This is a genomic window from Microbacterium sp. MF43 (assembly GCF_012847295.1).
Lineage (GTDB): Bacteria > Actinomycetota > Actinomycetes > Actinomycetales > Microbacteriaceae > Microbacterium.
Genome location: NZ_JABBDY010000001.1, coordinates 168,965 through 190,525, shown reverse-complemented (window position 1 = coordinate 190,525; position 21,561 = coordinate 168,965). Strand labels below are relative to the sequence as shown.

Sequence of the window (21,561 nt, the reverse complement as noted above, 5' to 3'; positions counted from 1 at the left end):
CCTGCGTAGATTGCCGGCATGAACGCTGAGCCCGAAGTCCCGCGCGGGGTGAACGGACGGCTGGTGCTGATCGCCGGCGCGACCAGTGCCGCCGGCCTCGCCGCGACGCGGGCGCTGGTCGCCGCCGGTGCCCGCGTCGTCGCCGTGGGACGGGATGCCTCGAAGCTCGACCCCGTCGCGCAGGCGGGTGCGCGCACCGAGGTGTGCGACCTCGCCGATGAGGCGGCGGTGGCCGCGCTGGCCGAGCGCGTGCACGCGCAGCACGGCGCCGTCGACGGCATCCTCCACCTCGTGGGCGGCTGGCGCGGCGGGGGCGGGCTGGCGGGCCAGACCGAGGCCGACTTCCGGTTCCTCGAAGGATCCCTCACGGCACTGCGCCACGTGAGCCGGGCGTTCGACGCCGACCTCCGGGCGTCCGACGCGGGGCGCCTCGCGGTGGTCTCGTCCACCGCCGTCGCCCGGCCACTGGCCGGCGGTGCGAACTACGCGGCGGTGAAAGCGGCCACCGAGGCGTGGGCGCGGGCCGTCGCTCAGGGGTTCGCGAAGGCGGCCAGGGATGCGGGCGAGCCGCTGGCCGCGGCATCCGTCGTCTTCCGGGTCAAGAGCCTCGACGGGCTCGAAGACGCCCTCGCGCAGCGGTTCGCCGACCTGTGGGCGAGCGATGCCGCCGAGGTCAACGACTCCACCGTCGACCTCACCGACCCCGCCCTCTGACGCGCGGCCGTCCCCCGGCAGCACGGAGCGCGCTCCGTCGCGATGCGCCCGACGACGGCTGCGGACGCACGAACTAGATTGGAACACCGTGACCACGATCCACGACCCGAACACCCGGGGCTTCGCATCCGACAACTACTCCGGCATCCACCCGGAGGTGCTCGCCGCCATCGCGGCCGCGAACGACGGTCACCAGGTCGCGTACGGCGAGGACGTGTACACCGAGCGGCTGCAGCAGGTGATGGCACGCCACTTCGGCGAGGGCGTCGAGGCGTACCCGGTCTTCAACGGCACCGGTGCGAACGTCGTCGGCCTGCAGTCGATGCTCCCCCGCTGGGGCGCCGTCATCTCCGCGTCGACGGCGCACATCAACGTCGACGAGGGCGGCGCGCCGGAGCGCGTGGGCGGCATCAAGATCCTCCACGTCCCGAGCGACGACGGAAAGCTCACCCCCGAGCTGATCGACCGCGAGGCCTGGGGCTGGGGAGACGAGCATCGCGCGCAGCCGCTCGTCGTGTCGATCACGCAGTCGACCGAACTCGGCACGCTGTACACGCCCGACGAGATCCGCGCGATCGCCGACCACGCCCACGCCCACGGCATGCGGCTGCACATGGACGGCTCCCGCATCTCGAACGCTGCCGCGTCGCTCGGGCTGCCCCTGCGCGCCTTCACGCGCGACGTGGGCGTCGACGTGCTCAGCTTCGGCGGCACGAAGAACGGGGCCATGCTCGGCGAGGCGATCGTCGTCCTCGATGCCGAGGCATCCACCGGACTCACCTACCTGCGAAAGCTCGACATGCAGCTCGCGTCGAAGATGCGGTTCGTCTCGGCGCAGCTGGTGGCTTTGCTCGAGGGCGACCTCTGGCTTCGCAACGCGTCGCATTCGAACGCGATGGCCCAGCGCCTGCGGAGCGGCGTGGAGGCGGGCCTCGCCGACGGCTCGATCCGCGGCGTCGCGTTCACGCAGCCGACGCAGGCGAACGGCGTCTTCGCGACGCTGCCCGACGGGGTGGCCGACCGCCTGCGCGAGCACTTCCGCTTCTACGACTGGGACGCCGCGAAGAACGAGGTGCGCTGGATGTGCTCGTTCGACACGAGCGAGAACGACATCGACGCGTTCCTCGCGGCGATCGCTCGGGAGACGTCGGCCTGACGCCTCCCGAGCGGACTCACTTCTCGGAGGACTCGAGCTCTTCGACCCGGACGTCGTCGACGGATGCCTCGGCCTGCTGCTCCTCGGCGATCTCCGCACCTTCCTCGCCGCCGTCGGAGGCCGGCTCCGCGACCTCGAGCTCCGGCTCGCCGACCGTGAGCTCAGACTCGATGGTCCCGGGCTCGTCGGTCCCGACCGCTCCCGGCTCGGCGTCGAGTGCGACCTCGGCCAGCTCCTCGTGCTCGGCGTCGAGTGCGGCCTCGGCCAGCTCCTCGTGCTCGGCGTCGACGTCTTCCGGCGCGACGACGACCTCGATCGGAGCCTGACCGGCGACCTCGGCGAGATCGGCGGGCTGTGCGGCCGCGATCGGCGCGTCGGGGCGGATCATCTCCTTCACCTCGGCCATGAAGCTCGTGAGCTGGTGCTGCTGCCAGCGGAGCTGACGGGTGCGGTCCTCCGCGTCGCGGAGCACCGTCTGCGCCTGCGTCGTGACGAGGTCGATGATGCGCTGCGCCTTGACGCGTGCCTGATCGAGCTGCTCGCGAGCACGCAGGTGCGCGTCGGCTTCGATCTGCTGCGCCTGCGCCCGCATGAGGCGCTCGAAGTCCTCGGCCTTCGCCGAGACGCGCTGGGCGTGGTCGAGCGAAGCGGAAACCTGCTCGTTGGCGTCCTGGGTGATGCGCTCGGCGTGCGCAACGGCCTGGTTGTGGAGGACGAGGAACTCCTGCTGCGCGTCGTCCTGCCGACGGGTCAGCGACGCTTCGAAGTCGAGGGCGCGAACGCGCAGCTCGCGCACGGCCTCTTCGGCCTCGGCGCGGGCCTCGGCCGTCTCGCGCGCGACCATCGAGCGCAGCGCGGCGGCGCCCTTCTCGGCCTCGGTGCGGATCGCCGCGGCCTCCCGCTCCGCCTGCGACACCTTCTCTGCGGCGTGCGCGGCCTCGCGCTCGATCGTCGAGCGGTGCGCGGTGAGCTCGGTGTCGATGCGGAGCCGCACCTGCTGCGCCTCGTGCTGCGCCTGGGACAGGATCGCGTCGGCCTCGGCCTGTGCGTCCTTGCGCCGGCTCTCGATCTCGGCGCGCGCCGCCTCGAGCAGTCGCTCGCCCTGCACCGTGGCGTTGCGCAGCAGCACGCTGGCCTGCTCCTCGGCGACGCGCAGGATCTCTTCGAACTGCTGGCCGTTGGGTGTGTCGTCGGTCGCGCCGACGAGCTCCTCGGTGAGCGCCTGCACGCGCTGCTCCGACGCCGACGCGCGGGCGCGGGTGGCGGCGAGCTCGGCCTCGAGAGCCGCCACGGCGTCACGGGACTCGGCGGTCGCAGTCGTCACCGCCGACTCGAGGCGGGCGACCGCCTCGCTGCGCTCGCGGGTGGCGGCCTCGAGCTCGATCTCGAGCGCGGCGATCTTCTCGCGGGTCTGCGCGACGACCGCGCTGGCACGACGCTGGTTCTGCTTCAGCGCAGTCAGCTGCTCGGCGGCCGAGCGAGCGCGGGCCTCGAGCTCGGCGACGGCGGTGTCGACCTCGTCCTTGTCGTAGCCGCGGAACGCCGTGGCGAACGTGGTGGTGGGGGTGGCGTCGGCCTGCGCCGCGAGCAGGCGATCGAACGTCGAGTCGTCGGCCGTGCGGGCCGGAACCGCGTTGTCTGGCATCGGGGGTCTCCGCTTCTTCGGGGTGCTGCCGTCGGATCGCTTCGGGTACGGGCGAAGCGGGTCCGGCGCAGCGCACCGAGCGGGGAGAGCGAGGTGGGCGAGGCGCCGCACACGCGTCACCTCGACGACATCAGGGGGGTGTGTCGCAGTGGACTGCGGTGTGGGCAGGTGAAGGATACCCGGCGGACCTGTGTGCCGCCGCCGGAATCCACAGCCCGGCGGAGCCGCGGCGACGAGCCGCGCCGGTCAGGACCCCGCGAGCCAGTCCCGGTAGGCCTCGAACGAGTACGGGCGACCCAGGAACCCCTCGACCAGGTCGCGCGCATCACGCGATCCGCCCTTCTCGAGCACTTCGGCGCGGTACCGGCCGGCCGCCTCGGCATCCATCAGCCCATCCGGGAAGCCGGTGAGCAGATCCCGCGCGATCACGAGGCTCCACTGGTACGTGTAGTAGCACGCGCCGTACCCCGTGAGGTGGCCGAACCCGGCGTAGGGGTGGAGCCCCGGGATCGGCTGCACGGGCGACGACTCGGCGTAGAGCCGCTCGGTCTCTGCCTGAAGATCGGCGGGCCGGTCGACGTGCAGGTGGTACGACACGGCGGCGTGGCCGAGCTGGCGCCGCACCTCGAGGGCGCGTCCGAAGGCGTCGGCCGTGCGCATCTTCGCGACCAGTTCCGCGGGGATCGGCCGGCCGCCGGCGTCGACGGCGAACGACGCGAGCACGTCGGCGTCCCACGCCCACTCCTCGAGCAGCTGGCTGGGCGCCTCGACGAAGTCCCACTCGGTCTCGAACCCGGTGAACCGCGCGTAGCGCTGGCGTCCGCCGAGGATCTCGTGCACGAGGTGGCCGAACTCGTGGAAGAACGTCACGACCTCGTCGTGCTCGAGGAGTCCGCGCGAGAAGTTGCACAGGAGTGCGGCCTCGGTGAGGATCCGGCCGGGAATCCCCGGCGCGACCGGGAAGCACGCGGCGTGGCTGTACTTGCCGCCGCGCGGGTGGAGATCGAGGTGGATGCGGCCGATCCGCTCCCCGCCCCGCATGACGTCGTACGAGCGCACGTCCTCATGCCACGCGGACGCGTCGACCGCGACGTACTCGACGTCGAGCAGCCGGCCCGTGACGTCGAGCACGCCGTCGAGAACACGCTCGAAGGGGAAGTATGCGCGCACCGACTGCGCGTCGACGTCGTACTGCTCGCTCTTGATCACGCTGAGGAGATGCCAGAAGTCCGCGACCGTGACGGCCGAGGCATCCGGAACATCGCGGCGCAGCCGCTCCAGCAGCGCCGCGTACTCGGTGAGAGCCGCCTCTCGGGACGCCTCGTCGAGCCTGCTCAGGAACGCCGGGATCTCGGCGCCGCCGCCGATCATGCGGGTCTCGGTCTCGAACTCGGCCCAATCGGCATAGCCCAGCGCCGCCGCGCGCTCGGCGCGCACCTCGAGCAGCTCGGCCAGCACGGCCTCGTTCTCGGGCCACGCCAGATCGTTGTAGGCGCTCACGAGCGCAGTCCGGGTCGCGCGATCCGTCGCGTACTCGCGCACCGGCATGAGATCGGTGTACTCGGTCGTGAGAGTCACGAAGCCGTGCTCGTCGACCGGGTGCGCGTCGATGAAGTCCTGCGGAAGGCCCGCCAGGCCCGACACGGGCACCTGGATCTCGCGGCGTCCCTCGCGGATGTTGCGCGAGAAGGTGAGCGAGAGCTCGGTGTCGCGCTCGGCGAGCGCCCGCACGCGCGCGCGACCGGTGTCGTCGAGTCCGACGCCGCCTCGACGGAAGTCGCGGCGCACGTGCTCGAGCAGGCGCACCTGGTCGTCGTCGAGGCCGTCGGCCGAGGCATCCGCGAACGCCGTCCACAGCCCCTGGTCGAGAAGGCGCGCCGCTGAGATCGACTCGATCCCCTGCACCTGCGCCTCGGCGATCTCGCGGACGGATGCCTCGGGGTGCGCCTCACTCACCACATACGCCTCGCTGAGCGCCTCGCGCAGGGCGATGTCGGCGTCGTTCCACAGCTCGAGCCGGTCGACCACCGGCAGCTCGTGCTCGGTGCGGAGCCGCTCGTCCACGCGCGCGACGAGCGCGAGGCGCTCGGCGGCGCGGTCCTGGGCGAACGCGGTCCAGCCCGCGAGGTCGGTGGGGAAGTCGATCGGCGCGATGCTCACCGTCCGAGCCTAAGACCGTCCCCCGGCGGCGAAGCCGCACGAACCGCTCGCTGCAGCCGGGATCGCGTCAGCGCAGTGCCCCGACGCTCGCGAGTGCGAGGCGCACAAGCGTGCCGCGGCCGCCCTCCATCTCCGCCGAGAGGGCGTCGGATGCCGCCTCCTCGGGCGCCATCCACGTGACCTCAAGCGCGTCCTGTCGCGGCTCGCAGGTGCCGGTCACCGGGACGACGAAGGCCAGCGACACCGCGTGCTGCCGGTCGTCGTGGAAGGCGCTCACGCCCGGGATGGGGAAGTACTCGGCGACCGTGAACGGCGCCGGCTGCGGCGGGAGCAGCGGGAACGCCATGGGTCCGAGGTCGTTCTCGACGTGGCGGAAGAGCGCATCGCGCACCGTCTCGCCGTAGCGTACGCGGCCGGAGACGAGCGTGCGGGTGATCTCCCCCAGCGGGGTCGCACGCAGCAGGATGCCGACCTCGGTGACGGCGCCCACGCCGTCGGTGCGCACCGGCAGCGCCTCGACATAGAGCATGGGCAGCCGGCGACGCGCCTCGGCGAGTTCGACGTCGGTCAGCCAACCGGGGTTCGAAGCGCTCCCGGGCGTCGGCGACCCGAACGTGCCGTCGCCGACCGGATGCCCGCCCCGGCCGAACGACGCACCCACCCCTCGGAGGGGATCGCTCGGCACACCCGAGTCGTCGCTCTCATTCGGGTCGGGGTCTGGGGTGCGGACCGGCATGCCTCCTGTATACCCCAGGCGGGCGCGTTGCACCGGTACCCGCGAGCCGTGCGGCACCGGTGCCTCCGGGACTGCTGAATCAACCTCCACACGCCGGCGCAACCCGGAGGAGAGGTGCGCGAACAGCGCAAGTGAGGGGCAGGATGGACGCGTGAGCAACCCCGCGCCTCTCGACGCCGACGCCGTGCTGTGGTCCGCCGACGCGGGCGACCGGGAGGGGCGCCCCCTCCTCGTGCTGCTCCACGGCTACGGCGCCGACGAACGCGACCTCTTCGGTCTCGTGCCGTACCTCCCCGCGCAGTTCGCGGTGGCAGCGGTGCGCGCGCCCCTCGCGCCGCCGTTTCCCGCGCCCGGATACTCCTGGTACCCGATCGAGAACCTCGAAGACCGCGACCCCGTTCACACCACCGCGGCCGCGACCCGGCTTCTGGAGTGGACGGATGCCGTGGCATCCGCCCACCGCAGCGTCGGCCTGCTCGGCTTCTCCCAGGGCGCCGCCGTCTCGCTGCAGGCCATGCGCCTGGATCCGGGCCGGTTCGCCTTCGCCGTGAACCTGTCGGGCTATGCCACGCCCGGCGCCCTGCCGCGTGACGCGGAGCTGGCCGACCGCCGTCCGCCGGTGTTCTGGGGGCGCGGGACGAACGACGACGTGATCCCCGAGTTCCTCATCGCGCACACGACGGAGTGGCTGCCCGGGCATGTCGACCTGAGCGGCCGGGTGTACCCCGGACTCACGCACAGCGTCTCCGAGCAGGAGCTCGCCGATGTGCGCGCCTTCCTCGACAAGCAGCTCGAGCGCCTCGACACCTGACGGTCGACGCCGGCACCTCGGATTCTCAGGCGCGAGGGCGGAGGCATCCGCTATCCTGGCTCCTGCCTCTGTCCCGAGTGTGAGGAATTCCGTTGAAGCTCATCGACGCCACCGCGCTGTAATCGCGCTGTTCCGTCGATCCGTCGACGTTCCAGCGCTTCCGATTCCGCGCTGACGTCGACCTGCCGCTTCATCCTCGGCTCCGGCATGCCTGCCGGCCGTACGCGGCCACCGGTGTCAGCGCACGACCGACACCAGGAGGCCTCATGCCCGCTCACACTCTCACCCCGTCCGTGATCCTCGACCGCGTCTCGTTCGCGTGGCCGGACGGCACGCCCGCCCTCGACAGCGTCACCGGCTCGTTCGGCGCCGGCCGCACCGGCCTCGTCGGCCGCAACGGTTCCGGGAAGTCCACGCTGCTGCGGCTCATCGCCGGCGAGCTCACGCCCGACGGCGGCCACGTCGACAAGACCGCGGATGCCGCGTACCTGCCGCAGCGGCTCACGCTCGACGTGGACCGTTCCGTCGCCGACCTGCTCGGCGTCGCCGAGACCCTTCGCGCGCTGCGCGCGATCGAGTCCGGCGATCCCGACCCGCGACACTTCGATGCGGTCGGCAGCGACTGGGACGTCGAAGCCCGTGCGCACGCCGCTCTCGCCGAGGCCGGACTCGCGCCCGACATGCTCGATCGCAGTGTCGGTCAGCTGTCGGGCGGTGAGGCGGTCCTCACCGCGGTCGCCGGGATCCGCCTCGGCGGGGCTCCGATCGCGCTCCTCGACGAGCCGACGAACAACCTCGACCGGGACGCCCGCTCCCGGCTGGGAGAGATGGTCCGCTCGTGGCGCGGGACCCTGATCGTCGTGAGCCACGATCTCGCCCTGCTCGAGCTGATGGACGACACCGCCGAGCTCTACGGCAACGAGCTGGCGGTGTTCGGCGGCCCGTATTCGGCATGGCGCGCGTGGCTGGACGGTGAGCAGGATGCCGCCCGCCAAGCCGAGCGCGCCGCCGCCCAGGCGGTGCGCCGAGAGAAGCGCGACCGCATCCGCGCCGAGACGACGATCTCGCACCGCGCGGCGATGGGCCGCAAGGCGCAGCTCGAGAAGCGGGTGCCCAAGATCGTCGCGGGCGGACGCAAGATGGCCGCGCAGGTATCGGCGGGCAAGCTCCGCGGCGAGAAGGCCGATCGCGAGGCGGCCGCCCGCGCCGCTCTCTCGGCCGCCGAGGAGCGCGTGCGCGACGACGACGCCGTCAAGATCGACCTGCCCGACCCCGGCGTCCCGCTCGGACGCCGCATCGCCACGATCGGCGACGGCGAGCGCTCCTGGACCATCCAGGGCCCCGAGCGCGTCGCTCTCATCGGACCGAACGGGGCCGGCAAGACGACGCTGCTCGAGGCGCTGGTGGGTGGGGCTTCGGGAGCCTGGGTTCCTGGAGCTGCGGCCGCTGGCGCGGGCCCTGGCGCGGGCGCTGCCGCGGGCGTTCCAGTGCCAGATTCAGGAAACACGCCGCCGCCGTCACCCGACACGCCGCCCGGGGGCCGGTTCTTCCTGAACCTGGCGCGCGTCGAGCTGCACACCGACCGCGTCGGCTACCTGCCGCAGCGCGTGGACGGCCTCGCGGACGACGCCTCGGTGCTCGACAACGTACGCGCGGCTGCGCCCGCCGTACCGATTCCCGAACTGCGGAACCGGCTGGCTCGCTTCCTCATCCGAGGTGCCGCGGTCGAGCGCCCGGTGTCGACACTGTCGGGCGGCGAGAGGTTCCGGGTCGCCCTCGCCCGGCTGCTTCTGGCCGACCCGCCGCCGCAGCTGCTGGTGTTCGACGAGCCGACGAACAACCTCGACCTCGACACGGTCGGGCAGCTCGTCGACGCCCTCGCGTCCTACCGCGGCGCGGTCCTGGTGGTGAGTCACGACGACGCGTTCCTCGAGCGTGTCGGCGTGGGCCTCACCCTCGAGCTCGGCCGCGACGGCACGCTGACCGAGCGGTGACGCCGGCGCGCGGCATCCGCCATCAGAAGAGGGCGGGTGCCGTGCGCTACCAACCCGAGCGAGAGGAAGGACCGGCATCCGTTTTCCAACGATTCGGCAACGGCCCCCTCCCGCCCGCATGCGAGAAGGAGCAGGATGTGCGCATGACCGTGCTGATGCGCCCCCGAGACGGCCGCATGCTCGCCGGAGTGTGCCGGGGTATGGCGAATCGCTTCTCGACGAGCGTCACCGCGGTGCGCATCGTGACGCTCCTCGGCCTCGTGTTCTTCGGGCTGTCGTTCTGGGTCTACCTGGCGCTGTGGCTCCTGGTTCCCGACGAGCGGTGACCGTAAGAGACGAGCGGGTCAAGCCCGCCCGGATGTCGCCGGCACCGACCAAGATGGAGGGATGAGCGATGTGCTCGAGCGGTTCAGTCCTGCCACGCAGGACTGGTTCCGCGGTGCGTTCGCGGCGCCGACCGATGCGCAGGTCGGCGCATGGAACGCGATATCGCACGGCAAGCACGCCCTGGTCGTCGCACCCACCGGCTCGGGCAAGACGCTTTCGGCGTTCCTGTGGGCGATCGACCGGGTTTTCCGCGAGAAGCAGGTCGCGCCCGAGTCCGCCCCCGGGCGCGGAAAGAAGCGCAGAGCGGATGCCTCGGCATCCCCCACCCGAATCCTCTACATCTCGCCGCTGAAGGCCCTCGGCGTCGATGTCGAGCGCAACCTGCGCTCGCCCCTCGTGGGCATCGGCCAGTCCGGGAGGCGGCTCGGCATCGCGGTGCCCGACGTCTCGGTGGGAGTCCGCTCCGGCGACACCACGTCGAGCGACCGCCGCAAGCTCGTGTCGGCGCCGCCCGACATCCTCATCACGACGCCCGAGTCGCTGTACCTCATGCTCACGAGCGCCGCCGGCGAGACGCTGCGGGGCGTGCACACCGTCATCGTCGACGAGGTGCACGCGGTCGCCGCCACGAAGCGCGGTGCGCACCTCGCCGTCAGCCTCGAACGGCTCGACGCGCTCCTGGACCATCCCGCGCAGCGGATCGGCCTGTCGGCGACAGTCCGGCCGATCGACGAGGTGGCCCGGTTCCTCGGCGGCGCCGCGCCCGTCGAGATCGTCGCCCCGAAGGCATCGAAGGCCTTCGACATGAAGGTCGTCGTTCCGATCGACGACATGCTCAATCCCCCGCCCCCACCGGGGACCGAGCCGTGGTCGCCGGCCGAAGCCGATGCGGCGACCGGCGAGGTGATCGACGAGGACTGGTTCGCCGACGGGCAGTCGAAGCGGGCCACGGGTGGCGGTGAGATGGAGATGACCGGGTCGGTGTGGCCGCACGTCGAGGAGGCGATCGTCGACCGCATCCTCCAGCACCGGTCGACCATCGTGTTCTGCAACTCGCGGCGGCTCGCCGAGCGGCTGACGGGGCGGCTGAACGAGATCTACTCCGAGCGGCTCGGGCTCGACCTGCCTGATCCCGCGATTCCGGCTGCGACCATGGCGCAGGCCGGCGCGACCGCCGGGGCCGACCCGGTGCTCGCCAAGGCGCACCACGGCTCGGTGTCGAAGGAGCAGCGCGCGCAGGTGGAGGAGGAGCTCAAGTCGGGCGTGCTGCGGTGCGTCGTCGCGACGAGCAGCCTCGAGCTGGGCATCGACATGGGCGCGGTCGACCTCGTGATCCAGGTGGAGGCACCGCCGAGCGCCGCCTCGGGACTCCAGCGCATCGGACGCGCCGGTCACCAGGTCGGCGAGGTGAGCCGGGCTGCGCTCTTCCCGAAGCACCGCGGCGATGTGCTGCACACCGCGATCGTGACGGAGCGCATGCTCGCCGGGCAGATCGAGGCCATCTCGATCCCGCAGAACCCGCTCGACATCCTCGCCCAGCAGACCGTCGCCGCGTGTGCGCTCGGGCCGATCGACGTCGAGGGATGGTACGAGACGCTCAAGCGCAGCGCGCCGTTCCGGTCGCTGCCCCGCTCGGCCTATGAGGCGACGCTCGATCTGCTCGCCGGCCGATTCCCGTCCGACGAGTTCGCCGAGCTGCGACCGCGCCTCATCTGGGATCGCGATCACGGCACGCTCACCGGCCGCCCCGGTTCGCAGCGCATCGCCGTCACGAGCGGCGGCACGATTCCCGACCGCGGGCTGTTCGGCGTCTTCATCGCCGGGGAGTCGCAGAACGCGCGCGTGGGCGAGCTCGATGAAGAGATGGTCTACGAGTCGCGGGTGAACGACGTGTTCACCCTGGGCACCACGAGCTGGCGCATCGTCGAGATCACGCACGACCGCGTCAACGTCGTGCCCGCGTTCGGCCAGCCGGGAAAGGTGCCGTTCTGGCACGGTGACGGAATCGGGCGCCCCGCCGAGCTCGGCGAAGCGCTCGGCAGGTTCTCGCGCGAAGTGTCGACCACCAAACCCGAGAAGGCGGAAGAGCGCCTGCGCGAGGCAGGCCTCGACGACTACGCGCAGGGCAACCTGCTCGCCTACCTCGCCGAGCAGCGGGAGTCCACGGGCACACTGCCGACCGACCGCCAGCTGACCGTCGAGCGCGGTCGAGACGAGGTCGGAGACTGGCGCGTCATCCTCCATTCCCCGTACGGCATGCAGGTCCACGCCCCGTGGGCGCTGGCCGTCAATGCCCGCATCCGCGAGCGACTCGGGGTCGAGGGCGCGGCGGTGGCGAGCGACGACGGAATCATCGCCCGGATCCCGGATGCCTCGGCCGACCCGCCGGGCGCCGATCTGTTCGTCTTCGACCCGGACGAGCTCGAGCAGATCGTCACTGACGAGGTCGGCGGATCCGCCCTGTTCGCCTCGAGATTCCGGGAGTGTGCGGCTCGGGCGCTCCTCCTGCCCCGGCGCAATCCCGGGCGCCGCAGCCCGCTGTGGCAGCAGCGTCAGCGTTCGGCCCAGCTGCTGGAGGTCGCTCGCAAGTACCCGACGTTCCCGATCATCCTCGAGACGCTGCGGGAGGTGCTGCAGGACGTCTACGACGTGCCGTCGCTTCTGCGTATCGCCCGCAGCATCGGCGATCGCCGCATCCGCCTGATCGAGACCGAGCCGGCCCAGCCGTCACCGTTCGCACGCGATCTCCTGTTCGGATATGTCGGTGCGTTCATGTACGAGGGCGACTCCCCCCTCGCTGAGCGTCGCGCCGCCGCCCTGTCGGTCGATCCGGCCCTGCTCTCCGAGCTTCTCGGCAAGGTCGAGATGCGCGAGCTGCTCGACCCGGACGTCATCGCGCAGTTCGAGCGCGAGGCGCAGCGGCTCGACCCCGAGCGCCGCGCGCGGGGAGTGGAGGGAGTCGCCGACCTGCTGCGGATCCTCGGTCCGCTCGACGCCGCCGAAGTCGCGGCGCGCCTGCAGCCGTCCAGCGACGGCGCCGACGGCGCGACGGCGAGCGTGGACGAGGCGGCGGCGCTCCTCGACGCGCTCGTGACCGCGCGGCGGGCCATCCCGGTGACGATCGCGGGCGTGCCGCGCTTCGCGGCGGTCGAAGACGCCGGACGCCTGCGCGACGCGATCGGGGTCGCCCTGCCCGTCGGCATCCCGACCGCATTCCTCGAGCCGCTCGCCGATCCCCTGGGCGACCTCGTCGCGCGGTACGCGCGGACGCACGGCCCGTTCACGGCGGATGCCGCAGCCCAGCGCCTCGGCGTCGGTATCGCCGTGGCCCGGCTCACCCTGCAGCGACTCGAATCCCAGGGTCGCATCGCGAGTGGCTTCTTCCTTCCGGCGTCGACGGGTGCAGCCGGAGACGACACGGAGTGGTGCGACGCCGAGGTGCTGCGTCGCCTGCGGATGCGGTCGCTCGCCGCCATCCGCGGGAGCGTCGAGCCGGTTCCGCAGGACGCTTTCGCGCGATTCCTTCCGGTCTGGCAGCACGTGACCCGTCCTCTCGAAGGGGTGGACGGCGTCGCCGCGGTCGTCGAGCAGCTCGCGGGCGTGCCGATCCCGGCGAGCGCGTGGGAGTCTCTGATCCTTCCCGCGCGCGTGAGCGACTACGCCCCGGCGATGCTCGACGAGCTCACCGCCACGGGTGAGGTCGCCTGGTCCGGACACGGGAGCCTCGCCGGACGCGACGGGTGGATCGCGCTCCACCCCGCCGACGCCCTGCCTCTCACCCTCACGGTCGCCGACGAAGAGGTCGCACCGGAATCGCTGGACGCTCGCATCCTGTCCGCCCTCGCCGCCGGCGGAGGGTTCTTCGCGGCGCAGCTGCGTCAGCTCACCGAAGCCGAGAACGAGCAGTCCGTCCTCGAGGCGCTGTGGCGGCTCACGTGGTCGGGCCGGGTCACGAACGACACCTTCGCGCCGGTCCGCACGCTCGTCGGAGGCGGCTCGCAGGCTCACCGCGTCGCCCGCAAGGCGCCCCGCACCCGGCTCTACCGCGGCGCCGCGGTGCGGGCGGTCGCGGCATCCGTCCCCGCACGCCCACCCGCGCTCGGTGGCCGGTGGTCGCTGCTGCCGGCGCCCGAGTCCGATCCGTCGCTCCGGGCCACCGCCGCAGCGAGCCTGCTGCTCGATCGCTACGGCATCGTCACGCGGGGATCCGTGCAGGCCGAGGGCCTGCCGGGCGGCTTCGCGCAGGCCTACCGGGTGCTCGCGGGCTTCGAGGAGGCCGGCCACTGCCGGCGGGGCTACGTCGTCGAGAAGCTCGGCGCGGCGCAGTTCGCCGCGTCGACCACGGTCGACCGGATCCGCGAGTTCGCGGGGCTGCCCGACCCGCCGCCGCTGCGAGCCGTCACGCTCGCTGCGACCGATCCGGCCAATCCCTACGGCGCTGCGCTGGCCTGGCCCGCGCTCGAGGGTGTCGGCCACCGGCCCGGCCGGAAAGCCGGCGCGCTCGTCGTGCTGGTCGACGGCGCCCTCGTGCTGTACCTCGAGCGGGGAGGGAAGTCCGCCCTCGCGTTCACCGGAGACGCCGGCGCGATCGACGCGGCGACCCGCGACCTCGTGACCACCGCTCGGGCCCGCAAGCTCGACACGCTCACGATCGAGCAGGTCAACGGCGCGTTCGTGCACGGCACCGGCTGGGGGCGCGCACTGCGCGATGCCGGCTTCGTCGAGTCGCCGCGCGGGCTCACCCTGCGGCGATTGACCGCAGGCGACCTCGAGCGAGCCGCCCGGCAGAACGCGGGACCGGCGCGTGCCTGAGGGCGACACCGTCTTCCGCACGGCCCGCACGCTGAACGACGTCCTCGCTGGCGCCCAGGTCACGCGGTTCGAACTGCGGGTGCCGCAGCTGGCCGCCGCCGACCTGCGCGGCGAGACCGTGCACGACGTGGTCGCGCGCGGGAAGCACCTGCTGCACCGGATCGGCTCGTACACGCTGCACTCGCACCTCAAGATGGAAGGCGAGTGGCACGTGTACCGCCGCGGCGATCGCTGGCGCAATGCCGCCTTCAAGGCGCGCGCGCTGATCGACGCGACGGCTCCCGACGGCTCCGAGTGGGAGACGGTGGGGTTCGACCTCGCCGACATCAAGCTGGTGCCGACAGCCGACGAGGAAGAGCTGGTCGGCTACCTCGGCCCCGACCCGCTGTCCGACTCGTGGGATCCGGCCGAGGCCGCACGGCGGCTGGCGGCCGACTCCCGGGCCGTGCACGTCGCGATCCAGGACCAGCGCAACGTCGCCGGGTTCGGCAACGAGTACGCCAACGAGATCCTCTTCGTCCGCGGCATCCTGCCCACGACACCGGCGAATCTCACCGACGTTGCCGCCCTGGTCGACCTCGGCGCGCGCATGATCCGCGCGAACCGCGACCGTTCCGGAAGGACCTTCACCGGAGACGCCCGGCCGGGGCGATCGACGTGGGTGTACCGACGTGAGAACCGGCCCTGCAGACGGTGCGGCACCCCGATCCGCGGGGGTTCCCTCGGGGCCGATCCGACGCGGGAGCGCATCGTCTTCTGGTGCCCGGCGTGCCAGACGGCGCCGGCGGGCGAATGATCGGCTCCGTCGAGCGGACGATCTGTCAGGTCGCCTCGCGCCCACCCCACGGCGGTCGAGCGTGAGCGGGCCGAAACCCCGCGGTTTCCTTACCGTTACACAACTCCGGACGATCTGTCGCATGGGCGCCCGTCCCGCCGCGAATCGTCCGGTTCGACGAGCGCGCCGTTGCGGGGTGTCGGCCAGCCGATATTGAATGACCCACACATCCCACCCGGCTGTGCAACGTCGCGCAGCCCGCTTGCAGGAGGACCTCATCAGGTGACCACGGCGACTGACGCGGAGACGGCTCCGGCGAACACCCCCGTTCCGACGGAAGGCCGCGGTGCTGTCGTGCTGTCGGGCGTGACAAAGCGGTACGGCGACCAGATCGCCGTCGACGACCTCTCACTCACGATCAAGCCCGGCGAGTTCATCTCGCTGCTGGGGCCGTCGGGCTGCGGCAAGACCACGACGCTGCGCATGATCGCCGGGTTCGAGCAGCCCGATGCCGGCGACATCAGCGTGTCCGGCAAGTCGGTGCGCGGCGTGCCGCCCTATCGCCGCGATGTGAACACCGTCTTCCAGGCGTACGCCCTGTTCCCGCACCTCTCGGTGGCCGAGAACGTGGCCTACGGCCTGCAGCAGCGCCGCACCCCGAAGGCCGAGATCCGCGAGAAGGTCACGCAGGCGCTCGACCTGGTGCAGATGCGCCGCTTCGGCGACCGCAGGCCCACCCAGCTCTCCGGTGGCCAGCAGCAGCGCATCGCGCTCGCGCGCGCGCTCGTCAACCGCCCCGCGGTGCTCCTCCTGGACGAGCCGCTCGGCGCGCTCGACCGGCAGCTGCGCGAGGAGATGCAGCTCGAACTCAAGCTGCTGCAGGCACGGCTGGGCATCACCTTCGTCTTCGTCACCCACGATCAGGGCGAGGCGCTCTCGATGAGCGACCGCATCGCGATCATGCGCGCCGGCCACATCGAGCAGCTCGCCGATGCCGACACGGTCTACGCCCGACCGGCGTCCGCCTACGTCGCCGCGTTCGTCGGGCAGCAGAACTTCTTCCGCGGTCACATCGAGGAGTCCGGCGCGGCGATCGCATCTCCTCACGCGCTCGTCCGCGCGTCCGGCGCCTCCTTGACCGGATCCGGCCAGGGTCAGGCCGCGGTGCGCCCCGAGTACATCCGCATCGAAGCCGACACCGCCGCCGCGGCATCCGGTGCGAACTCCGCCCGCGGCGAGCTGATCGGCGTGTCCCACCTCGGCGACACCATGCAGTATCTGGTGAGCCTCGGCGACGACCAGAGCCTCATCGTGCGTCGGCCGACGCCCGACGCCCCGGCGCTCGAGATCGGCGCGGCGGTCGTCTGCACCTGGTCGGCGAGCAACGTGCTGCTGTTCCCCGCCGACGAGGCCGCCCAGGAAGGCGGCTACGTCGCCCCGCCGACCGTCTGACCCTTCCACAACAGAACAGCCGCAGCATCCGCTCACCCGGCTCCCCGACCCGAACCAGGAGACCCCGATGACCGACTCCCGCAACCCCCTCCGGATCCTCGCCCCCGAGGGCTCGGCCCCGGCGATCATGCGCGAGCTCTCGCGCCGTCGGTTCCTCAGCATCGCCGCCATCGCGGGCGGCGCGGCCGCCCTCGCGGCGTGCTCGCCCTCCGGCGGGGGCTCGCCTCAGCCGCAGGCGACCGGCGGAACGCTCGAGGACAATCTCTCGGTCTACACGTGGGGCGACTACGACTCGCCCGATGTGGTCTCGGGCTTCACGTCCGAGCTCGGTCCCAAGGTGACGCTCGACTCGTACAGCTCGAACGAGGAGCTCATCGCGAAGCTCGTCGCGGCGAAGGGCACGTCGGGCTACGACATCGTCGTTCCCACGGGCGTGTTCATCCCGCAGATGATCGAGAACGGCCTGCTGACGAAGTTCAACAAGGATCTCCTGCCGAACATCTCCAACATGGACCCGGCGTACCTCGGGCGCGCCTGGGACCCGGGCAACGACTACTCGGTCTGCAAGGCGTGGGGCACGACCGGCTTCGTGTACGACAAGAACGTCATCACGCGCGAGCTGGCGACCTGGGCGGACTTCTTCGACGCCGCTCAGAACGAGGCCAGCGGCAAGACGTCGATGCTCGACGACCCGGCGGGAACCATCGGCTCGTACTTCTGGGCCAACGACATGGACTGGAACACCGAGGACCCCGACGAGCTCGAAGCCGCCCGCCAGTTCCTGGTCAGCGAGGTCGCTTCGCACGTCGCCGCATTCGACTCGTACCCGAGCACCGCGATCGTGCAGGGCTCGCAGGTGCTCATGCAGTCGTGGAACGGCGAGGCACGCCTCGGCATCCAGGAGTCGAGCGAGCCCGACCGCTGGCAGTGGGTGCTGCCGGGGCCGCAGACGGAGCTCTGGATGGACAACTGGGCCATCGCCGAGGGTGCCCCGCACCCGGAGGCCGCCCACGCGTTCATCAACTACTCGATGTCGCCCGAGAGCCTCGCATTGAACCTCGACTACATCGGCTACAACGTCGGCGGCAAGGACATGGACACGAGCGAGGTCGACCTCAGCGACTTCATCTTCTTCACTCCCGAGCAGCTCGAGACCATGCACGAGCAGGAGCTCAACGACTCGCAGACCACGCGCGTCGAGATCCACAACGAGATGAAGGCCGCCGCTGGTGCGTAGGCCCTCGGCCGGAGCAGCGCTCGCGGCGCCGGCGTGGGCGTGGCTGGTGCTGTTCTTCGTCGCGCCCGTCGCGATGGTGGTCTGGTTCAGCTTCGGCTACAAGCCGGGCATCTTCGGCACGCACGCGAACGACATCCTGTCGTTCGATCGCTACGGCGAGGCGCTCTCGCCGACCTTCTTCGCGACGTTCCAGAACACGCTGTGGGTCGGCATCCTCGGCACCGTCCTGTGCTTCCTCATCGGGGCGCCCGTCGCGTACTGGATGGCCTTCAAGGTGAAGCCGTCGCGCCGAGGCATCCTGATCGCCCTCGTCCTCGTGCCGTTCTGGACGAACTTCCTGGTGCGCACGATCGGATGGCAGGTGATCCTGGCGCCCGAGGGCTGGCTGTCGACGCTGCTGCAGGGGATCGGGGTGCTCGACGGGCCGCTCGCCCTCATGTACACGCGCACCGCGGTCGTGATCGGCGTCGTCTACAACTACCTGCCGCTCATGATCCTCCCGCTGTTCGTCGCGTTCGACCGCGTCGGACCGGCGCTGCGCGAAGCGTCGAAGGATCTCGGCGCGGGCAAGTGGACGACGTTCTTCCGCGTGACCCTGCCGCTGTCGCAGCCGGGCATCATCGCGGGTGTGCTGCTGGTCTTCATCCCGCTCATGGGGGACTACATCACCGCCACCGTCCTCGGCGGCGCGCAGGGCAACATGGTCGGACAGCTGGTGGCCAGCCAGTTCCAGACCGCGCAGAACTGGGCCCTCGGCTCGGCGATGGCCGTGATGCTGATGCTCGTGATCATGCTGACGATCGGCGCTGCGGCCGTGGTGATCTGGCTCGCCACATTGCCCTTCCGCACGCGCAACCGGCTGGTGCTCGGTCCCGTGGACGAGCAGGTGAGGGCGGATGCCTCGACCAAGGCCCCCGCGGAGGTGGCGTCATGACGACCGAGACGGCGACCGAGACGATGCTGCGCGCCCAGCAGGGCACCGCCCCCGGAGCGCGGGCGAAGCTGCCGCGCGCGAGGCGCTCGTGGTCGGACATCGCGTTCAACGTGTGGGGCGTCCTCGTGATGCTCTTCCTCTTCCTGCCGATCATCGTGATCGTCATCTACTCGTTCAACACCGGGCGTCTGCTGGTGGCGTGGGACGGCTTCGGGGTCGACGCCTTTCTCACGATCCTCGAGAAGCCGGCGATCCAGAGCGCGGTCCGGGTGTCGCTCATCACGGCCTTCATCGCGGCGATCATCGCGACGGCCCTCGGAACGCTCGCGGGCATCGCGATGGCGCGCTACCCCGGCAAGTGGGTCTGGTGGTTCCTGGGGCTCCTGCTGCTGGTGTCGGTGACGCCCGAGATCGTCGACGCTGTGGCGCTGCTTCCCTGGCTGGTCTTCCTCGGCCAGGACATGGGACTGGGGATGTTCAACGACGGCATCGTGCGCCTCTCGATCGGTTCGTCGCTGTTCGCGACCGCCGTCGTGTCGTACATCGTGCGCGCCCGCCTCGTCGGGCAGGACGCCAACCTCGAGGAGGCGTCGAGCGACCTGTACGCGAAGCCGATCACGACGTTCCGCCGGGTCACGCTCGCCCTCGCGATGCCGGCCGTGCTGGCCGGCTTCCTCCTCGCGTTCACCCTGAGTCTGGACAACACGATCGTGGCCGCATTCGTGCAGGTCTCGGGCACGACGCCGTGGCCGGTGTACGTGCTGAGCGCGGTGCGCTCGGGCCTGCGCCCCGAGATCGCGGCCGTCTCGACGATCATGCTGCTCCTCACGCTGATCGCCCTCGCGCTGGTCGCACTCGTGCTCAAGCGTGCGGGCGACTCGGCGACCGAGATCGCGCGCACGATGACGGGCGGCTGACGCGTTTCGTCTCGCTTCGCTCGCTCAGCGACCGGGAGCCGCGGTCGTCGAGCGAGGGAGCGCAGCGAACGAGACGAAACGCCACCGAAGGAGCCGACCATGCCACACGCCGACCTGATCTTCACGGGCGGACCCGTCTTCACCGCCGATACCGTGCGCTCGCGCGCACGCACCGTCGCGGTGAAGGACGGGCGGATCGTCGCGGTCACCGGTGACGACGTCGCCGATCTCGTCGGTCCGAAGACGGAGATCGTCGACCTGCAGGGACGGATGCTCCTTCCGGGGTTCCAGGACGCGCACGTGCACCCGGTGTGGGGCGGGCTGGACATGCTGCGCTGCGACCTCGCCGAGCTCCGCACCGCCGACGAGTACCTCGAGGCCATCGGGCAGTACGTGCAGCGGCATCCCGACGACGAGTGGATCCTCGGCGGGGGATGGCAGATGTCGGCCTTCCCCGGCGGCACGCCGACGGCCGCCGCCCTCGACACGGTGGTCTCGGACCGGCCGGCGTTCTTCCCCAATCGCGACGGGCACGGCGCGTGGGTCAACTCGGCGGCCCTGCGCCTCGCCGGAATCGACAGGAACACGCCCGACCCGCCCGACGGCCGGATCGAGCGCGACGCGGACGGCAGCCCTTCCGGCACGCTGCACGAGGGCGCGATGGGCCTCGTCAACCGGATGCTGCCCGAGGAGCCGCTCGCGCGCCTGACCGAGGCGCTCCTCGTCGGCCAGCGCTACCTTCACTCGTTCGGCATCACCGCATGGCAGGACGCGATCGTCGGCTCGTACGGCGACGCCGGCGACCCCGGTCCGGCGTACCTCCAGGCCGCCGCCGATGGCACGCTCACCGCGAGAGTCGTGGGCGCCATCTGGTGGGACCGCACCAAAGGGCTCGAGCAGATCCCCTCCCTGCTCGAGCGGCGCGAGAGCTACCGCGGCGGACGCTTCGCGGCGACGTCGATCAAGATCATGCAGGACGGCGTGGCCGAGAACTTCACGGCGTCGATGCTGGAGCCGTACTGCGACGGACACGGGCACTTCACCGACAACTCCGGGATCTCGTTCGTGCCGCCCGAGATCCTGAACGAGGCGGTGCCGCTCCTCGACGCCGAGGGGTTCCAGGTCCACTTCCACGCGATCGGCGATCGCGCGGTGCGCGAATGCCTCGACGCCGTCGAGCACGCGATCGCGCGGAACGGCCGCGGCGACAACCGTCACCACATCGCGCACATCCAGGTCGTGCATCCGGAAGACATCCCGCGCTTCCGCGAGCTCGGCGTCGCCGCGAACATGCAGTCGCTGTGGGCCGCCCTCGAGCCGCAGATGGTCGACCTGACGCTGCCGTTCCTCGGCGAACCTCGCAGCGCGTGGCAGTACCCGTTCGGCGATCTGCTCCGGTCGGGTGCCGTGCTCGCGGCGGGAAGCGACTGGTCGGTCTCGACGCCGGATCCGCTCGCGGCGATCCACGTCGCCGTCAACCGCACCGCAGCTCCCGGTCAGAAGGAGGGCGAGTACGAGGCGTTCCTCCCCGAGCAGGCGATCGACCTCGCGACGTCGCTCACGGCATACACCGCGGGCTCGGCGTGGGTGAACCACCTCGACCGCACGACGGGAACGATCGAGGTCGGCAAGCTCGCCGACCTCGTCGTACTCGACCGTGATCCGTTCGACGGAGCCGCCGACGAGATCGGCGCGACCCGCGTGCTGCAGACGTTCGTCGAGGGCGACCGCGTCTATGCGGCGCCCGACGCATAGCCGAGGCATCCCACCCCGCACGTCCGGCCTGTGAGCGCACAGGGCGTCCGGCGGGGCCCGAGATTCCTGACAGGGATCGCCTCCCTCGGGGCGCGGGGTGACGTCAGGATGGGAGCACCGAACCGACAGGGAAGTG

At 71.4% G+C, this 21,561-nt stretch carries 15 protein-coding genes; 12 read left to right on the top strand and 3 right to left on the bottom strand.

Annotated features, from left to right (window positions below):
- The first annotated feature begins 18 nt into the window (after window positions 1-18).
- Together HF323_RS00835 and HF323_RS00830 are read left to right on the top strand one after the other, a co-directional pair.
- Complete coding sequence (locus tag HF323_RS00835; protein ID WP_169580687.1) at window positions 19-714, top strand: SDR family NAD(P)-dependent oxidoreductase; 696 nt, start codon at window positions 19-21, stop codon at window positions 712-714.
- A gap of 88 nt (window positions 715-802) precedes the next feature.
- A complete protein-coding gene (locus tag HF323_RS00830) occupies window positions 803-1,870 on the top strand; it encodes a low specificity L-threonine aldolase (protein WP_169580686.1) in 1,068 nt (355 codons plus the stop codon).
- A 16-nt stretch (window positions 1,871-1,886) separates the two neighbouring features.
- Here HF323_RS00830 and HF323_RS00825 read toward each other — a convergent pair whose 3' ends face one another.
- The 3 genes from HF323_RS00825 to HF323_RS00815 all read right to left on the bottom strand — a co-directional run bounded on the left by HF323_RS00825 (window position 1,887) and on the right by HF323_RS00815 (window position 6,411).
- Window positions 1,887-3,515, bottom strand: a complete 1,629-nt coding sequence (locus HF323_RS00825) for a DivIVA domain-containing protein (RefSeq protein WP_169580685.1) — start codon at window positions 3,513-3,515, stop codon at window positions 1,887-1,889.
- 246 nt (window positions 3,516-3,761) lie between these two features.
- Window positions 3,762-5,675 carry a M3 family metallopeptidase gene (locus HF323_RS00820; protein ID WP_169580684.1) on the bottom strand — a complete coding sequence of 638 codons (1,914 nt, stop codon included), beginning with the start codon at window positions 5,673-5,675 and terminating at the stop codon, window positions 3,762-3,764.
- A 67-nt stretch (window positions 5,676-5,742) separates the two neighbouring features.
- A complete protein-coding gene (locus tag HF323_RS00815; RefSeq protein ID WP_169580683.1) occupies window positions 5,743-6,411 on the bottom strand; it encodes an NUDIX hydrolase family protein in 669 nt (222 codons plus the stop codon).
- 151 nt (window positions 6,412-6,562) lie between these two features.
- Here HF323_RS00815 and HF323_RS00810 point away from each other — a divergent pair, with 151 nt between their 5' ends.
- The 10 genes from HF323_RS00810 (at window position 6,563) to HF323_RS00765 (ending at window position 21,425) form a co-directional block, all read left to right on the top strand.
- Complete coding sequence (locus HF323_RS00810; RefSeq protein ID WP_317450957.1) at window positions 6,563-7,222, top strand: alpha/beta hydrolase-fold protein; 660 nt, start codon at window positions 6,563-6,565, stop codon at window positions 7,220-7,222.
- A 266-nt stretch (window positions 7,223-7,488) separates the two neighbouring features.
- Window positions 7,489-9,216, top strand: coding sequence for an ATP-binding cassette domain-containing protein (locus tag HF323_RS00805; protein ID WP_169580681.1), 1,728 nt, complete (start codon window positions 7,489-7,491; stop codon window positions 9,214-9,216).
- 143 nt (window positions 9,217-9,359) lie between these two features.
- Window positions 9,360-9,542: a PspC domain-containing protein gene (locus HF323_RS00800; RefSeq protein ID WP_169580680.1), complete on the top strand. Its 183-nt coding sequence runs from the start codon at window positions 9,360-9,362 to the stop codon at window positions 9,540-9,542.
- A gap of 61 nt (window positions 9,543-9,603) precedes the next feature.
- Window positions 9,604-14,355, top strand: coding sequence for an ATP-dependent helicase (locus tag HF323_RS00795; protein WP_169580679.1), 4,752 nt, complete (start codon window positions 9,604-9,606; stop codon window positions 14,353-14,355).
- Complete coding sequence (locus tag HF323_RS00790; protein ID WP_169580678.1) at window positions 14,348-15,151, top strand: Fpg/Nei family DNA glycosylase; 804 nt, start codon at window positions 14,348-14,350, stop codon at window positions 15,149-15,151. The genes HF323_RS00795 and HF323_RS00790 overlap by 8 nt, the downstream gene beginning before the upstream one ends.
- Window positions 15,152-15,412: 261 nt before the next feature.
- A complete protein-coding gene (locus HF323_RS00785) occupies window positions 15,413-16,582 on the top strand; it encodes an ABC transporter ATP-binding protein (protein WP_169580677.1) in 1,170 nt (389 codons plus the stop codon).
- A 67-nt stretch (window positions 16,583-16,649) separates the two neighbouring features.
- Window positions 16,650-17,819 (top strand): spermidine/putrescine ABC transporter substrate-binding protein, encoded by a 1,170-nt coding sequence (locus HF323_RS00780; RefSeq protein WP_169580676.1) that lies wholly within the window; start codon window positions 16,650-16,652, stop codon window positions 17,817-17,819.
- Window positions 17,812-18,753, top strand: coding sequence for an ABC transporter permease (locus tag HF323_RS00775; protein WP_169580675.1), 942 nt, complete (start codon window positions 17,812-17,814; stop codon window positions 18,751-18,753). Before HF323_RS00780 ends, HF323_RS00775 begins: the two co-directional genes overlap by 8 nt.
- Complete coding sequence (locus HF323_RS00770) at window positions 18,750-19,670, top strand: ABC transporter permease (protein ID WP_223169118.1); 921 nt, start codon at window positions 18,750-18,752, stop codon at window positions 19,668-19,670. Before HF323_RS00775 ends, HF323_RS00770 begins: the two co-directional genes overlap by 4 nt.
- A 99-nt stretch (window positions 19,671-19,769) precedes the next feature.
- A complete protein-coding gene (locus tag HF323_RS00765) occupies window positions 19,770-21,425 on the top strand; it encodes an amidohydrolase (RefSeq protein WP_169580674.1) in 1,656 nt (551 codons plus the stop codon).
- Window positions 21,426-21,561: the final 136 nt, after the last annotated feature.